Origin of the sequence: Rubrivivax rivuli (assembly GCF_004016505.1) — a bacterium.
Taxonomy (GTDB): domain Bacteria; phylum Pseudomonadota; class Gammaproteobacteria; order Burkholderiales; family Burkholderiaceae_C; genus Rubrivivax; species Rubrivivax rivuli.
On record NZ_SACR01000005.1, the window covers coordinates 242,163 to 258,400 of the forward strand.

Genomic DNA, 16,238 nt, shown 5'->3' on the forward strand with positions numbered 1-16,238 from the left:
CGGCCTCAGCGCGGGCGCGCGGCGTCCAGTGTGGCGCCGAAGCTTCCGGGCGCCACGCCCGGCAACGCGTGGCAGCGCGGCGAGACGCGCGGGCTGCCCGCGGCGCAGGCTTGGTCGCGGTGCAGCGACCAGTGGTGCACGCCAGCCAGGCCCAGGCGCTGCGCAGCGGCTGCCACAGCCGCTGCATCGTCCACGCCCGTGACATTGCCAGCCACGTCGTTTTCGCCGGCCATCAGCGTCAGCGCGATCTGCGCATAGGGCACGCCGTGCGCACGGTGCAGGTTGTGCGCGGCCTGCAGCGCCGAGGCGGCCATGTCGCAGCGGCCTGCTTTCAGCACGCACCAGCGCGCGTCGGCCGGGCCGTAGTTCATCACCATCAGGTTGATCACCGCGCGGCTGCGCAGGCCGTGCGTGGCCACGGCGCGCATGACGTTTTCGCCGGTGGCGTTCAGGCCGCGGCCGTCGGCGCTGGCGTGCGTGGCGAGCGTGAAGCTCAGGCGCAGTTGCGGCCACTGCTGCGCGGCCCAGGCCACCTGCTGCACCAGCGCGTCGATCTGTTCGGCGGTCTGCTTCCCCTCGATGTCGAAATCCAGCCCCACCAGGCGCGGCGAGAGGTGGCGTTCCACGAAGCGGCGCATGCCGGCCTGTGTGCTGCAGGTGAAGATGCCGACCTCGCCGCCCGTGGAGACGGCGTGGTCGCGGCCCTCGGCCACGGCCTCGGCGATGCGGCGCTGCATCTCGCGCGCCTCTTCGGCCGCATCGGCGTGCAGGCTCCAGCGTTCCTGCCCGCATGCGCCGGTGGCAAAGGCCCAGGTGATCACGCGCCCTGGCGCTGGCGGCAGCCGCCAGGCCGGGGCGGGGCCCTGGCTCAGGTCTTGGTAAGGGCCGGCCCAGGGCGAAGGCGGGGGTGCGGAGGCTTGCGCGCCCGCGGCGCCGCAGGCGAACAGCAGCGCCGCCGCCAGCCCGCGCCGCAGCGCCCCACGCGCACTCACAGCTTCACGCGCAGCGTCAGGTAGTACTGGCGCCCGTTGTTGTAGACGGCGGTGGGCTGGCTGGTGTTGTCGGCGTAGTACTTGAGCACCGGGTTGTTGAGGTTCATGCCGTCCAGGCTGAGCGTGAAGCGCTCGTTGATCTTCCAGCCCAGGCTCGCCGAGAGCGTGGCCGTGTCGGCCTGGTTCTGCGCCGAGGCGCGGTCCAGCCCGTTGAAGAACTTCGAGCGGAAGTTGTAGGCCACACGGGCGTTGAAGGTGTCGTTCTCGAACCAGGCGCCGGCGTTCCAGGTGTGCTTGCTGTTGCCCACCAGCGGGCGGCCGCCTTGCTCTTCACCGTCGGCGTAGGTGTAGTTCAGGTTGGCACCGAAGCCCGCGCCAAAGCTCTGCTGCCAGCCGAACTCCAGCCCCTTCACGCGGCCCTTGCTGTTGACAGGCGAACTGATGCGGTAGGTGTCGAAGCGGCGGTTCTGTTCGTTGAAGTAGACGCCATCGCTCACGCCGAAGCCGACGTAGTTCTTCAGGTCCATCACGAAGAGCCCGGCCGAGAGCACCGAGCGTGGCGCGAAGTACCACTCCAGCGAGGCGTCGAGGTTCGTCGAGCGGATGGGCTCCAGGTTCGGGTTGCCGCCGCTGCCGGTGCGGTTGGTGTCGTCCAGACTCACCGAGCCGCCCAGGGCGCTGAAGTCAGGCCGCGCCAGCGTCTTGGCCAGTGCGAAGCGGCCCACGAGGTTCGGGCTCAGGTCCCACTTCAGGTTCAGGCTGGGCAGCACGTCGGTGTGCGTGTTCTCCACCAGCTTGCGGTAGAACGAGCCGAAGGCCGAGGTGGTGATGGCGCCGGGCACCGCGCAAGGCGCTTGAACCGCGCACACGCTGCCCGGGATGGCCACGTTGGTCAGCACGCCCACCTTGCTCTGCACCACGCGCACGCCGACGTTGCCCGACCAGCCCTCGCCGAGGAAGTTGCCCATCACGTAGGCGGCCAGGTTCTTCTCCTCCATCGCGAATTCGCCGGGGAAGTACTGGCGTTCCAGCGGGTCGCGGTTGGAGAAGCGGTTGCCCCAGGCTTCGAGCACACCGGGGTCGAGCTGCCACACGTTGCGCAGGAAGTTGCCGCTCAGGCCCTTGCCGAAATCAGACGGGTAGGTCTGCCCGTTCCAGGCCGGCAGGTTGGCCACGTTGAAGGGGTCGGCGCTCCACTTCGGGCCCTGGGCCACGAACTGGCTGTCGCGCTCGTGCTTGGTGCTGCGCAGGCCGGTCTTCACGCTGCTGAACAGGCCCTCGGTGAAGCGCCATTCGCCATCGAGCTGCGCCCAGTCTTCGTTGTCCTTCGTGCGCGCGGGGCTGGCGCCGAAGATCCAGTCCAGCCGCGTGCCGGTGAACACCGCCGGGTTGCCAGCGCGCACGCCGGAATCGGGCGCCCGGTCGATGCCGTTGAGCGTCCAGCTCGCGCCGGTGTTGAAGACGTCGCCTTCGAAGACGGCCTGGCTCGGCGTCTCGCCCTTGCCGCGGCTGCTGCCGAGCTTGCCGCTCACCGTCAGGTTGCCGGTCTTGAACTGGCCGTCGAGGTTGACGAAGCCGGTTTCCGAGCGTGCGTCGGGCCGCAGGATGTTGTCGACGATGACGTACTGGTTGCCGGGGATGGGCGTGAAGCTGGCCTTCACCAGCGTGCCGTCCTTCACCACGTAGCCGGCGTCGGGGGCCTGCGGTGCCTGGTTGCCGCCGCCGCCCAGGATGCGGCTGCCCCACACGAGGTAGTTGCGGTTGTAGTTGCGCGCCTTCATCTCCGAGGTGAAGGCCGTGAGGTCGAAGCCCAGTTCCTTGGTGGGCTGCACCTGCACGGTGATGAGGCCGCCGGTGCGTTCACGCGTCTGCTCGAAGAGCGCCGAGCCCACGGCATTCGGGTAGGCCACGCCGGCCAGATCGGGGTTGGTCTGCGCGATGGGGCTGGTGGCCGAGATGCGGCTGTAGCCCAGCGTCTCGATGCCGTCGCGGCGCAGGCTGCGCTTCTGCGAGAACACCTGCGCCATCACGCCCACGGTCTCGCCCTTCCAGTTGATCAGTGCGCTGAGCTGGGGGTCGGTCTTGCGCGGCAGGTCGGCATAGACCGCGCCCACGCTGGCTTCCAGCGTCAGGGCCTGGCGGAACTCCAGCGGCTTGCGCGTCTGGATGTCCACCGCGCCGGCCACGCCGCCTTCCACCAGGTCGGCCTGCGCGCTCTTGCGCACCACCACCTGCTTGACCAGTTCGCTCGGCAGCAGCGAGTAGCTGACGCTGCGGCCCACGGTGCCGGTCTGGTTGAGCACGAACCAGTCGCCCGAGCCGATGCCGTGGCCGTTGATCAGCGTCTGGGTCAGGCTGGGGTTGGTGCCGCGCAGGCTGACGCGGTCGTTCTCGTCGAAACCGCCTTCGCTGGCGCTGGCCGAGCTGATGGCCACGCCGGGCACGCGCTGCAGCGAATCGGCGATGTTCTTGTCGGGCATCTTGCCGATGTCTTCGGCGGTGATGACCTCGGCCACGCTGTCCAGGCCGCGCTTCTGGCGCAGCGCCGATTCCAGCGAGGCGCGGATGCCGGTGACGACGATGCGCTGGGCTTCGGCGGGGGCGGCGGCGGGCTTGGCGGCCGGGGCGGGTGTGGTCTGGGCCCCCGCGGGCGCAGCGCCCAGGGCGGCGGCGCCGAACAGCAGCGCCGAGACGGCGCGGGCAACCGGGGTGGTGTGGAGCTTCATGGCGGGTCCTCGGAAGGGCAGCAGGGTCGGTGTAGGGGACATGGGCAGGCGGTCCGTGCAGACCAGTTCAGCACCAGCGCCCGCCATGCAAACCACTTTATGCCACTTGAAGAACCAATGAAATACCACTTGTCTCGGTGGTTTCCCGGGTGGGTGACTGCCGAGCCTTTGTTTCACCCAGGGAGATGGTCGTTCTTCCCCGCGTTCAGAGAGTGGCAGGGGGTCATCGCAAAAATGCGACAGTCTCTCCGATTGGTATTTGATTGGTATCTTATGGGCTGAGGTCGACCCGAGCGCGACCAGGCGGCCCGCGTGAGGGGCTCCTGGGTCTGCATCGGCTGGCGTGGGCCGCACACCGCCAACCGGCGGGCCGCCAGCGGGCTCAGCGCGCGCTGGGGTTCAGCGTGCGGGGGTGGGCCTCCGGGGCTTCGCCCGGCTCTGGCGCCGCGTAGAGCGTGGTCGGGCCGCTGGGCGTTTGCCGCTCCACCTCGGCCTGCAGCTCGACATGGCGCCACAGGTGGGCCAAGGCGCCCTGCAGGTCGCCCTGCTTCTCCAGCAGTTGCGCCAACTGCCGGTGCGCCTGGCTCTGCTGCGGGCGCGACTGGATGCGCTCGGCCAGGGCCAGGCCGTGCAGCGTGCTGCGCACGGCGCCGGCTTCGTCGCCGCGGGCCAGCGCGATCTCGGTCCAGGTGCGGCTGGCGGCGGCCTCCAGCCAGTGGTGGCCCAGCCGCGCGGCCAGGCCCAGCGCCAGGCGGCAATCGGCCGTGGCCCAGGGCAGCTGGCCGCGGGCCAGTGCGGCGCGCGCCAGGTGCCAGTGCGCCTCGGCCTCGAACTCGCGGTGGCTGCCGCGCCGCGCCGCGGCCAGGCCGTGGGCGAAGTGGCGCTCCGCGTCTTCGAGCTGGCCGGTCTCGAAATGGCCCACGCCGATGTTCAGCGCCACCTTGGCCGCCAGGTAGCTGTCGCCCTGCGGCCCCAGGCGCGCCAGCGCGTCGCGGTGGAAACGCAGCCCCGTGGTCCAGGCGCCCATGGCGTAGTGGATCTGGCCCAGGCCGATGCGCGCGGCCACACCCTCGCGCCAGGCGCCGGCGGCTTCGGCGCGGTCGAGCGCGCGCGACCACTGCTCGGTGGCTTCGAGGTAAAGGCCCTGCTGGTAGGCGATGCGGCCCAGCGCCTCGGCCATCTGCGCCGCCTGTGCCGGCAGCGCGGCGGCCTCGGCCTGGCGTGCGGCGGCCTGCAGCGTCTCGCGCAGCGCCAGCGCCCGGCCGCTGCGCTCCAGCAGGCGGAAGCGCTGGGCCAGCGTGTCCAGTGCCGCCGCGGTGTGGCCCTGGGCCCGCAGCGCGGCTTCCAGCGCGAGCAGTTGGCGCTCGGCCGCCGCCGGGTGGCGCGCGGCCACGCGGTGCAGACGGGCCAGCGCGACGGCCAGCCGGTCGCTGCAGGGGTCTGCGGTGGGCGGGTGGGGCGGCTTCATGCGGTGTCGTCGGGCTGGGGCTTCAATTGGTATCTCTCCACTCTAATACCAATTGACGATCGCTCCTCGTGGTCTTAGAGTGGTATTTGTCATGCAGACCGATACCCCTCAGGCGCTTCTCTCTACCGCCGTGCTTCCGCCCAGCGCCTTCGGGGCGACTGGGGCGCCGGTGCGGGCGCCGGGCTGGCCGGCACCGATTCTGAGGCCGGGCGCCCCGGCGCCGCGCTGGTGGCTGGCGGTGGACGGCGGCGGCACGCACACCCGCCTGCGCCTGGCCGAGGCCGGCGGGCGCGTGCGCGCCGAAGGCCAGGCCGGCCCCTCGGCCCTGGGGCAAGGGGCTGCCGCGGCCTGGGGCGCCATGGAAGCCGCCCTCGCCAGCGCCGCAGCGCAGGCGGGCCTGCCGCCGCCGGCCTGGGCCGACTGCGCGCTGGCCGCCGGGCTCTCGGGCGCCGGCGTCGCCGGCTGGGCCCAGGCCTTCCGCGAGGCCGACCCTGGCTGCGCCGCCTTGCTGCTGGCCAGCGACGGCGAAGCCGCGCTGCAGGCCGCCTTCGCGGGCGGACCGGGTGTGCTGCTGATCGCGGGCACCGGCTCGGTCTGCGAGGTGCGCCGTGCCGATGGCCAGCGGGCCACCGTCGGCGGCTGGGGCTGGCGCTGCGGCGACGAAGGCAGCGGCGCCTGGCTGGGCCGGCAGGCCCTGGCGCACGCACAGCGTGCGGTGGACGGGCGCGCCGTCTGCGGTGCGCTGGCGCGCGCCGTGCTGGCTGCGGTGCAGGCGGCGGTGCCCTGCCAGGCTGGCGGGGCCGGCGCCGTGGGCGACGCTGCATCGCCGGCCGCGGCCCTGCAGGCCTATGGCGACCGCGCCCGGCAGGGCGATCTGGCCGCGCTGGCCCCGTGGGTCACGCAGGCGGCCGCGCAGGGCGACCCCGCCGCCGAGGCGCTGCTCGCACAGGCTGCGCGTGAACTCGAGGCCCTGGTGCAGGCCGCCGACCCCAGCGGCCGCCTCCCCGTGGTGCTGGCCGGCAGCGTCGCGCGGCACCTGCAGCCCCGCCTGCACAGCGACACTCGGGCGCGCTGCCAGCCCGCGCTGGCCGATGCCCCTGCCGGCGCGCTGCAATGGCTGCGTGCCGCCTTCCCCACCTCCAGCCCGAAACTGCCATGAGCCCCACGCCAGCGCTGCCCTTCCGCTTCAAGCCCGACACCTCGGCCGCCTCGCCGCTGTACCTGCAGCTGGCGCAGGCGCTGTCCAAGGCCATCGCCGAAGGCCTGTACCAGGCCGACGAGGCCCTGCCCTCGGAGCGCGTGCTGGCCGAGGCGCTGCAGGTCTCGCGCGTGACGGCGCGCAACGCCATCGAAAGGCTGGTGGAGCAGGGGCTGATCATCCGCAAGCGCGGCTCGGGCAACTACATCGCACCGCGGCTGGAGCAGCCTTTGACGCGCCTGTCGGGCTTCTCGGAAGAACTGCACCAGCGCGGCTTCATCCCGGGCTCGCGCTGGCTGTCGCGGGGCTTTGCCACCGCGGCGCCCGATGAGCAGCTCTCGCTCGAACTCAAGAGCGGCGAACGCGTGGCGCGCCTGGAGCGCCTGCGCCTGGCCGACACCACCGTGATGGCCTACGAACTGAGCGTGCTGCCCGCTTCGGTGCTGCCCGACCCCGAGGCCGTGAGCGCCTCGCTCTACAGCCACCTGGGCACGCACGGCCACGCGCCGGTGCGCGCCCTGCAGCACATCCGCGCGCTCAACACCGACGCCAAGCTCGCCGGCCTGCTGGAGGTGCCCACGGGTGCTGCGGTGCTCTACATCACGCGCGTGGGTTATGCCGCCAGTGGCAAGGCGGTGGAGCTCACGCACTCGTATTGCCGCAGCGACTACTACGACTTCGTGGCGGAAATGCGGCGGGAGTGAAGCCATGATCGAAACCCGCACCCTGATGCTGCAGGAGGCGCTGTCCTCGCCCGAGCGCGTGGCCGTGCTGCTCGACCACGATGCCGCGGTCTACGAAGCCCTCGCTACCCGGCTGCGCGCGCGCCCGGCCGATGCGTTGCTGACGCTGGCGCGCGGCAGCTCCGACCACGCGGCGCAGCACCTGGCCTACCTGGTGATGGCGCGGCTGGGGCGTCTGGTGACCTCGCTGCCGATGTCGCTGCTCACGCTCTACGGCGCCCGGCTGCCGGCGGGGTCGCTGCACAGCTTCGCCTTCTCGCAATCGGGCCAGAGCCCCGATCTGGTGGAGCCCACGCGCGCCCTGCGTGCGGGCGGTGCCGGCACTGTGGCCCTGGTCAACGACACCGCCTCGCCGCTGGCCGCTGCGGCCGAATTCGTGCTGCCGCTGCACGCCGGGCCCGAGCGCAGCGTGGCCGCCACCAAGAGCTACATCGCGCAGCTGGTGGCCGGCGCGCGCCTGGTGGCGCACTGGCAGCAAGACGCCGTGCTGCAGGCCGCGGTGGCGGCGTTGCCCGAAGCGCTGGCCCGCGCCGCCGCGCAAGACTGGCAGTCCGCGCTGCCCGTGCTGCAGGGCGCGAGCCAGCTGTTCGTCATCGGCCGCGGCCCGGGCTTGGCCGTGGCCCAGGAGGCGGCGCTGAAGTTCAAGGAAACCTGCGGCATGCAGGCCGAGGCCTTTTCGGGCGCCGAGGTGCAGCACGGCCCCATGGCGCTGGTGGGTGCGGGCTGGCCGGTGCTGGTGCTGGCCCCGCGCGGGCCGGCGCAGGCCGGGCTGCTGGACCTGGCCACGCGGCTGCAGGCCCGCAACGCGCACGTGATGCTGGCGCTGCCCGAAGCGCAGCGCGCTGCGGCCGAAGCCGCCGCCCCGGGCTTGCTGACGCTGCCGCTGGCCCTGACGGGCCACGAAGACCTCGACGCCCTCGCCGCCGTGCAGAGCTTCTACCCGCTGGTCGAAGCGCTCTCCCGCGCACGCGGCCGCAACCCCGACCAGCCGCCTTACCTGGCCAAGGTCACCAAGACCCACTGAGGCCTCGCGCCTTTCCCGAACCGACCGAGTCCCCGTGCCCATGACCTCCTTCCCCCCTGGCCGCCTGGTGATGGTGGACATTCCCGGCACACGGCTCGATGCCGACACCGCCGATTTCCTGGCGCGCCACCACATCGGCGGCGTGTGCCTCTTCCGCAAGAACCTGGGCACCGAGGCCGAGGTGCGCACCCTCACCGCCGCGCTGCGCGAGGTGATGGGCCCCGGCGCGCTGATCGGCATCGACCAGGAGGGCGGCGCCGTGGTGCGGGCCACCTTCCTGCCCCCGCCGCCGGCGGCCATGGCCCTGGGCGCGGCCGACAGCCCGGCGCTGGCCCAGGCCGTTGGCGCCGCCGTGGCGCGTGGGCTCAAGGGCCTGGGCATCAACTGGAATTTCGCGCCGGTGCTCGACATCAACAGCAACCCGGCCAACCCGGTGATCGCCGAGCGTGCCTTCGGCGACGACGCGGCCACGGTCGAGCGTCTGGCCGGGGCCTGGATGCGCGGCTCGCTGGCCGAAGGCGTGGCCTGCTGCGTGAAGCACTTTCCGGGGCACGGCGACACGCAGACCGATTCGCACCACGCGCTGCCCGTGGTGCACAAGAGCCGCGCCGAGCTCTACGCGCTGGAACTCGCGCCTTTTCGCGCGCTGTGCCCCGAGGCGCCGGCGGTGATGACGGCCCACATCGTCTACCCGCAGCTCGACGCCGAGCGCCCGGCGACGCTCTCGCCGGCCATCCTGCAAGGCATCCTGCGCGACGAGTGGGGCTACGACGGCGTGGTCATCACCGACGCGCTGATGATGCAGGCCGTGGCCGCGCGCTGGGGCCACGCCAGGGCCGCGGTGATGGCGCTGCAGGCGGGCGCCGATCTCGTGCTGGCCCAGGGCAGCCGGGAAGAGCAGCAGGCCACGCTGGACGCCCTGCAGGCCGCGTTCGCCGATGGTCGCCTGGCCTTGGCTTCGGGGGCACGTGCGGCCGCGCGCCTGAACCGCCTGGCGGTGCGTTTCCCGGCCACCCCCGGTGTGTACGACCCGGTCCGCCGCCAGGCCGACGAAGGGCTCATGCAGCAGGCCTGGACCTCGGGCCTCGCCACGCTGCTGGGGGCCACGGCCCCTGCGCTCGGTCAGGCGCTGCGCGTGGTCGTGCAAGCCGCCGTGCCCACCGACCAGGTTTCCGAGGCCGGCCCCGAGGCGGCTGCCGTGCTGGCGATGTTCGCCGGCTTCGCCGACGTGCAGCCGCTGGTGGTGCCCGACCTCGCCGCCTTCGACGGCACGGCGTTGCCCGCCGACGGCCGCCTGAACGTGCTGGTCTCCACCCGCCGCGACCGCCACGGCCCGCTGCCCGGCGGCTGGCAGCCCGACCTGCTGCTGCTGCTGTGGAACCCCTTCCAGGCGCTGGACACACCGGCGCCCACGCTGCTGGCCTGGGGCCACGCCGCCGGCGCGCTGGCGGCGGTGCGGGCCTGGCTGGAAGGCCGCGTGGTGGCCACGGGCCGTGCGCCCGCCAGCCTGCAGCCGCGGGCCGTGGAGAACCGCAAGCCATGAACACCGCCACCACCGCCGCCCCGGCTGCCGTGCCGGCCCTGCGCCCGCTGCGCTGGGTGCCCACGCTCTACTTCGTGCAGGGCCTGCAGTTCTTCGTCGTCAACCTCATCCTGGCGCTGATGCTGAAGAACCAGGGCGTGGCCAACGACCGCATCGCGGCCTGGACGGCGGCCCTCGGGCTGGCCTGGGCCTTCAAGCCGCTGTGGAGCCCCTTCCTGGAACTGGCGCGGCGCAAGAAGGCCGTGGTGGTGGCCATGCAGTACACCGGCGCGGCGCTGCTGGCGCTGGCGGCGCTGGCGTTGCAGTTCCCCTTCTGGTTCGCGCTGCTGATGGGCGCGATGTTCGTCTTCGCCTTCACCTCGGCCACGCACGACATCGCCTGCGACGGCCTCTACATGGCCGCGCTGGACAGCCGCGCACAGGCCCTGTACGTCGGCTGGCAGGGCGCGTTTTTCAACGCCTCGAAGTTCCTGGCCCTGGGCGGGCTGATGAAGCTGGCCGGCTGGCTGGAGGTGGGTGTGGGTGTCACGCAGGCCTGGACGCTGATCTTCCTGCTGCTGGGCGCCTTGCTGGCCGCGCTGGCGACCTGGAACGCGCGCGCCTTGCCCGACCCCGTCTCGCCGCTGCTCAGCACAGCCGCGGGCAGCCCCTGGCGCGAAGTGGCGGCCACGCAGAAGGCCGTGCTGCTGGGCTTCCTGGCCAAGCCGCAGATCGCGCTGGCCGTGGCCTTCATCGTGCTCTTCCGCTTCGGCGAAGGCCAGGTGCAGACCATCGGCCCGCTCTTCCTCATCGAGCCGCGCGCGCAGGGCGGCCTGGGCCTGACGACGGGGCAGGTGGGTGATCTCTACGGCATCGCCGGCACGGCGGCATTCCTGCTGGGCAGCATCCTCGGTGGCAGCTTCACGGCGTGGCTGGGTTTGAAGCGCGCCATGCCGCTGCTGATCGCGGCGATGGTGGTGCCCAACCTCGTGTTCTGGCAGCTCAGCGTGCACCTGCCCGAGAGCCTGTGGACCGTGGGCGCGGCCATCGCGCTGGAGTCCTTCTTCTACGGCTTCGGCTTCGTCGGCATGATCCTCTTCATCATGCAGGTGGTGGCCCCCGGGCCTTTCCAGACCGCGCACTACGCTTTAGGCACCGGCGTGATGCAGCTGGGCTTCATCTTCAGCAAGTTCATCAGCGGCAGCCTGCAACTGCAGATGGGTTACAGCGGCTTCTTCTTCTGGACCGTGGTGGCCGGCCTGCCGGTGCTGCTGCTGCTGTGGTGGGTGCGCTGGCCGGCGGCCGACGCGCCTGCGCAGCCGTGAAGCGCATCGCCGCGGCGGCGCTGTTGGCGTCAACGCTCGCCGGTGCGCAGCCGGCCGGGCCGATCTTCTTCGACGACTTCTCGCAGCCCGACACCGCCACGCTGCGCGCCCAGGGCTGGACGCTGCGCGACCGCGCCGGCCACCCCGGCGTGCCCGGCGCGCGCTGGGCGCCCGAGGCCTTGAGCCTGCAGCCCGACCCGGCCCAGGCTGGCAACCGCCTGCTGCGCTTGCAGGCGCAGACCGACGGCACGCCGGCCGGCACCGTGCAGGCCCAGGCCTGTCACCAGCGCCGGCTGCTGCACGGCACCTGGGCTGCGCGCGTGCGCTTCACCGATGCGCCGCTGCAAGGCGCCGATGGCGACCCCGTCATCCAGGCCTTCTACGCCATCGGCCCGCTGCGCCACGACCTCGACCCGCAGTTCAGCGAGGTCGACATCGAGTACCTGCCCAACGGCGGCTGGGGCAGCCCCGAGACGCGGCTGTACGCCATCAGCTGGCAGACGGTGCGCCTCGAACCCTGGCAGGCCTGGAACAGCACCCACGCCGAGCCCGGCGGCCATGCCGGCTGGCGCGTGCTGGTGGTGCAGAGCGAGCCGGGCGCGGTGCGCCAGTACCTGGACGGTCGCCTGATCGCCAGCCACACCGGCCGCCATCTGCCGGTGGAGGCGATGTCGCTGAACCTGAGCCTGTGGTTCTCGCCGGGCGGGCTGCTGCCGCCCACGGCCGCGCCGCGGCGCTGGGCGATGGACGTGGATTGGGTGCTGCACACGGCCGCACTGTGGTCGCCTGCCGCCGTGGTGCAGCAGGTGCAGGCGCTGCGTGCGGCCGGCGCGGCGCGGCGCGACGGCTGGCCGGCCGCAGCGCAGCCTGCGCCCTGCGACCTGTAGCGCCTCAGGCTGAGGGCGTCTGGGCGCTGGCCCTGGCAGACGCGGGCCGCTTGCGCCCATAGGTCAGGCGCGCCCACAGGGTCTCCATCGGGCCCCGTTCGTGGTGCTTCAGCCACCAAAGGCTCCAGGGCACCTGAATGCCGAAGAAGATCGCCAGCGAGAGCACGAAGCCCCAGGCCGGACCCACCTGGGCCCACAGGCCGAAGCCCCAGCCGTAGAAGAGCGTGGTGCACAGGGCGGTCTGCATCAGGTAGTTGGTCAGCGGCATGCGACCCGCGGCCTCGAAGGGCCTGAAGAGCGGGCGCAGCGCCGGCTTCTCGAACAACTGCACGATGGCCAGCACGTAGAACACCATCACCATCGGCCGCGAGACGTTGTAGCAAAGCCCGGCGAAGGTCTTCACGAGGCTGGGGCCCGGTGTGCGATGGAGTTCCCACAGGGTGATGGCCGTGGCCGACAGTGCCAGCCCCGCCACCAGCATCACCCAGGTGAGGCGCCGTATCTGCGGCATCAGCTCGGGGATGCGCTCGGCCCAGCGGCGGCGCCCGGCCAGCACGCCGAGCAGCATGGTGAGCGTCATGCTCACGTACCAGCCGAAGCTGCCCCACAGCGAGTACAGGTCGCCGTACTCGTGGGCCATGATGCGCATGTTCTCCCACGCCGTGTCGAGGAAGCTGCCGCTGCCGAAAGCGGTGTCGTTGGTGATTGCGAAGGCCTTGCCCAGGGCCACGCGGCTGGCGGTGAACTCCGGGGTCACGAAGGCCACGCGCAGCAGGCTCGCCACCAACGGGTAGACGATGCAGCCGGCCATGATCCACAGCAGGCCGCGGTCGCTGACGCGGCGCAGCCCCAACAGCAGCACGATGCCGAGGATGGCGTAGACGTGCAGCACGTCGCCGAACCAGAAGAGGTTGGCATGCAACAGGCCGATGGCCAGCAGCACCAGCAGCCGCTGCAGGTACAGGCGGTCGGCGTGCTGCGGGTCGGCCTGCTGCATGCGCGCGTACTGGATCGTGAAGCCCAGGCCGAAGAGCACGCTGAAGAGGCTGTTGAACTTGCCGGAGAAGAGCGCGTCGCGGATCTGCTCCGCGCGCTGGTCCCAAAGCAGCGGCCAGTAGTGCGAGCCATCGGCCTCGTGCCAGCCGCTGTAGCTGAAGCCGGGCATGTTCATGATCAGGATGCCCATCAGCGCAAAGCCGCGCAGCACGTCGACGATGGGCAGGCGCTCGCCCGTGGGCAGCGGCTTGGGGGTGTCGGTGGGCATGTTCGGGCGGGTGCAGCGAAGATGCAGCGCATCATGCGCTGGCTACCCCGCGCTGGGCATCCCCAGGAAGCCGCCGGGTGCCGAGAGCCTGAAGACCGGACGGCTCGCGCCGCCGGCACGCGCCGCAGACCCCGCGCCCCGGCACGCGGCGCCGGAGCGGCCTGTGCGCGGTGGCGGCAAGGCAGGCATCATCCAGGCCTGCCCCCACTGCGCTCACTGCCTTTGCTTCCCATGCCCGAGAGCCCCGACACCACCGTCAACGGTCGCGCCCAGACGCGGCCGTCCTCGCCTTCCACCCTGCTCGTGCACTGGCTGCGCGATGAACTGGGCCTGACTGGCACCCACGTCGGCTGCGACACCGCGCAGTGCGGCGCCTGCACCGTGCTGGTGGACGGGCAGGCCGTCAAGAGCTGCAGCGTGCTGGCGGTGCAGGCCGCAGGCCGCAGCGTCACCACCGTCGAAGGCCTGGCCGCCCCCGGCGGCGTCCTGCACGCGGTGCAGGACGCCTTCATCGCCTGCCACGGCCTGCAGTGCGGCTTCTGCACCCCGGGCATGGTGATGAGCGCCACCGCGCTGCTGGCCGAGAACCCGGCGCCCACCGAGGCCGAGATCGTGCACGCGCTGGAAGGCAACCTCTGCCGTTGCACCGGCTACGTCAACATCGTCGCGGCCGTGCAGCAGGCCGCACGCACGCTGCAGCAGGAGGCCGCATGAACGCGCCGGATTCGCCCTTCGCCGCCGCCCGCTTCGGCAGCGGCCACGCCGTGCGCCGCATCGAAGACCCGGCGCTGGTGCAAGGCCAGGGCCGTTTCACCGATGACGTGCAGCCGGCCGGCCAACTCTTCATCCGCTTCGTGCGCAGCCCTCATGCGCATGGCCGCATCACCGCCATCGACACCGCCACCGCGCGGGCCATGCCCGGCGTGGTGGCGGTCTACACCGGGGCCGATCTGGTGGCCGCGGGCGTCAAGCCCCTGGCTCCGGCCGGTGGCTTCAAGCGGCCCGACGGCCAGCCCATGAGCCCGCCGCCCAAGCACGCGCTGGCGGTGGACGTGGTGCGCTTCGTCGGTGAAGCCGTGGCCGCCGTGGTGGCCGAGAGCCGCGAGGCCGCACGCGCTGCCGCCGACGCGGTGGGCGTGGACATCGAGCCGCTGCCCGCCGTGGCCGATGCCGTGGCCGCGCTGGCCGAAGGCGCGCCGCAGGTGTGGGAAGGCGCCCCCGGCAACGTGCTGGCCGAAATGCAGCATGGCGATGCCGCGGCCACGGCCGCAGCCTTTGCCGGTGCCGCGCACCGCATCAGCCTGCCCATCGGCAACCAGCGCCTGGCACCCAGCCCGCTGGAGCCGCGCTCGGTGCTGGCGCAGATGGAAGACGGCCGCCTGAACGTGCGCCTGAGCAGCCAGATGCCCACCGGCGTGCGGGGCGGCCTGGTGCACTGCCTGGGGGCCTTGGCCGATGCGCCGGCCTCGCGCACCAACGAGAACGTGCGCGTGCTGGTGGGTGATGTCGGCGGCGGCTTCGGCATGAAAACCGCGCTCTACCCCGAAGACGTGGCCACGGCCTACGCCGCGCTGGCCCTGGGCCGTCCGGTGAAGTGGCAGGCCGAGCGCGTGGAAGAGTTCCTCACCGCCGTGCACGGCCGCGACCTGCTGAGCCGCGCCGAGATGGCACTGGATGCCGACGGCAAGGTGCTCGCGCTGCGCATCCGCTCCTGGGCCAACGTGGGCGCGCTGCCCACGGGCGCGGGCGTGGCCATCCAGCTGCTGGTGGGGCCGTGGGTGACGACGAGCATCTACGACATCCGCACCATCCACCTGCAGCTGAGTGCCGTGCTCACGCACACCGCGGCCACCGGCGCCTACCGCGGCGCGGGCCGGCCCGAGGCCATCTACACGCTGGAGCGCCTCTTCGATGCCGCCGCGCGTGAACTGCAGCTGGACCCGGCCGAGATCCGCCGTCGCAACATGATCCGGCCGGCGCAGCTGCCCTACAGCAACCCCATGGGGCAGACCTACGACAGCGGCCACTTCGAACAGCTGCTCGACCAGGGCCTGGCCCTGGCCGACTGGGCCGGCTTCGAGGCCCGCCGCGCCGAGAGCGCCGCGCGCGGCCGGCTGCGCGGCCGCGGCATCGCCACCTTCCTGGAATGGACGGGCGGCAACGCGCTGGAAGAAAACGCGCAGGTGCGCATCACCGGCGATGGGTTCATCGAGATCACCAGCGCCACCATGCCCATGGGCCAGGGCATCGCCACCAGCTACGCGCAACTGGCGGTGGACGTGTTCGGTGTTCCCATCGAACGCATCCGCATCCTGCAGGGCGACACCGACCGCGCCAACGGCTTCGGCAGCGCCGGCAGCCGCAGCCTCTTCACCGGCGGTGCCGCGGCCTTCGTGGCCGCGCAGCAGGCGGTGGAGGCCGGCAAGCCGCTGGCGGCCGAAGCGCTGGAAGCCGGCGTGGGCGACATCGAGTACGCCGCCGGCCGCTACACCGTGGCCGGCACCGACCTTGGCATTGGCCTTTTCGAGCTGGCGCAGCGCCAGCCCGGTGCCGTGCTGCGCGCCGAAGGCGGCGCCAAGGCCAGCGCGCCGAGCTGGCCCAACGGCTGCCACATCTGCGAGGTGGAGGTCGACCCCGCCACCGGCCACACCGCCGTGGTGGCCTACGCGAGCGTCAACGACATCGGCCGCATCGTCAGCCCCGTCATCGTGCGCGGGCAGATCGAGGGCGGCGCGGTGCAGGGCATCGGTCAGGCGCTGTGCGAGCAGGTGGTCTACGACGCGCAAGGCCAGCTGCTGAGCGCCAGCTTCATGGACTACGCGCTGCCCAAGGTGGACGGTTTCCTCGGCTTCAAGACCGCCTTCGACGAGCGCATGCCCTGCCTGACCAACCGTCTGGGCGCCAAGGGCGTGGGCGAGCTGGGCACCATCGGCGCCACGCCGGCGGTGGTGAACGCGGTGGTGGATGCGCTGGCGCGGGCCGGCCACGGGCGCGGCGCCGAAGCGCTGCAGATGCCGCTCACGGCTGAGACCGTGTGGCGCGGGCTGCAGGGCCGCAGCGTGCCGCTGGCGCTGCCGGCCGGCTGAGGC

The 16,238-nt window shown here is 72.3% G+C and carries 12 protein-coding genes; 8 read left to right on the plus strand and 4 right to left on the minus strand.

What is annotated here, in order from left to right:
• Positions 1-5 precede the first annotated feature (5 nt).
• From EOE66_RS17125 to EOE66_RS17135, 3 genes are all read right to left on the minus strand, one after another.
• Positions 6-992, minus strand: coding sequence for a glycoside hydrolase family 18 protein (locus EOE66_RS17125; RefSeq protein ID WP_128229942.1), 987 nt, complete (start codon positions 990-992; stop codon positions 6-8).
• Entirely contained in the window at positions 989-3,718 is a 2,730-nt protein-coding gene (locus EOE66_RS17130; RefSeq protein ID WP_128229943.1) for a TonB-dependent receptor, read from the minus strand. The genes EOE66_RS17125 and EOE66_RS17130 overlap by 4 nt, the downstream gene beginning before the upstream one ends.
• 382 nt (positions 3,719-4,100) lie before the next feature.
• Positions 4,101-5,186: a tetratricopeptide repeat protein gene (locus EOE66_RS17135; protein WP_128229944.1), complete on the minus strand. Its 1,086-nt coding sequence runs from the start codon at positions 5,184-5,186 to the stop codon at positions 4,101-4,103.
• 130 nt (positions 5,187-5,316) lie between these two features.
• Between EOE66_RS17135 and EOE66_RS17140 the strand changes: the two genes are divergently transcribed.
• Genes EOE66_RS17140 through EOE66_RS17165 form a run of 6 tightly spaced genes read left to right on the plus strand, consistent with a single transcriptional unit; the run spans position 5,317 to position 11,885 of the window.
• Positions 5,317-6,345 (plus strand): glucosamine kinase nucleotide-binding domain-containing protein, encoded by a 1,029-nt coding sequence (locus tag EOE66_RS17140; protein ID WP_164885140.1) that lies wholly within the window; start codon positions 5,317-5,319, stop codon positions 6,343-6,345.
• On the plus strand, positions 6,342-7,088 hold the full coding sequence (locus EOE66_RS17145) for a GntR family transcriptional regulator (RefSeq protein WP_128229946.1): 747 nt from the start codon (positions 6,342-6,344) through the stop codon (positions 7,086-7,088). The genes EOE66_RS17140 and EOE66_RS17145 overlap by 4 nt, the downstream gene beginning before the upstream one ends.
• 4 nt (positions 7,089-7,092) lie before the next feature.
• Positions 7,093-8,151 (plus strand): SIS domain-containing protein, encoded by a 1,059-nt coding sequence (locus EOE66_RS17150; RefSeq protein ID WP_245479085.1) that lies wholly within the window; start codon positions 7,093-7,095, stop codon positions 8,149-8,151.
• A gap of 40 nt (positions 8,152-8,191) precedes the next feature.
• Positions 8,192-9,694, plus strand: coding sequence for a beta-N-acetylhexosaminidase (gene nagZ, locus EOE66_RS17155; protein ID WP_128229947.1), 1,503 nt, complete (start codon positions 8,192-8,194; stop codon positions 9,692-9,694).
• Positions 9,691-10,998: an MFS transporter gene (locus tag EOE66_RS17160; RefSeq protein WP_128229948.1), complete on the plus strand. Its 1,308-nt coding sequence runs from the start codon at positions 9,691-9,693 to the stop codon at positions 10,996-10,998. Before nagZ ends, EOE66_RS17160 begins: the two co-directional genes overlap by 4 nt.
• On the plus strand, positions 10,995-11,885 hold the full coding sequence (locus EOE66_RS17165) for a glycoside hydrolase family 16 protein (RefSeq protein WP_128229949.1): 891 nt from the start codon (positions 10,995-10,997) through the stop codon (positions 11,883-11,885). The genes EOE66_RS17160 and EOE66_RS17165 overlap by 4 nt, the downstream gene beginning before the upstream one ends.
• Positions 11,886-11,889: 4 nt before the next feature.
• Here the strand turns inward: EOE66_RS17165 and EOE66_RS17170 are convergent, their stop codons facing one another.
• Positions 11,890-13,149, minus strand: a complete 1,260-nt coding sequence (locus tag EOE66_RS17170; RefSeq protein WP_128229950.1) for a DUF418 domain-containing protein — start codon at positions 13,147-13,149, stop codon at positions 11,890-11,892.
• A gap of 231 nt (positions 13,150-13,380) precedes the next feature.
• Here EOE66_RS17170 and EOE66_RS17175 point away from each other — a divergent pair, with 231 nt between their 5' ends.
• Together EOE66_RS17175 and EOE66_RS17180 are read left to right on the plus strand one after the other, a co-directional pair.
• Entirely contained in the window at positions 13,381-13,863 is a 483-nt protein-coding gene (locus tag EOE66_RS17175; RefSeq protein ID WP_128229951.1) for a (2Fe-2S)-binding protein, read from the plus strand.
• The gene (locus EOE66_RS17180) at positions 13,860-16,235 is read left to right on the plus strand and encodes a xanthine dehydrogenase family protein molybdopterin-binding subunit (protein ID WP_128229952.1); all 2,376 of its coding nucleotides are present in this window, start codon (positions 13,860-13,862) and stop codon (positions 16,233-16,235) included. The genes EOE66_RS17175 and EOE66_RS17180 overlap by 4 nt, the downstream gene beginning before the upstream one ends.
• Positions 16,236-16,238: the final 3 nt, after the last annotated feature.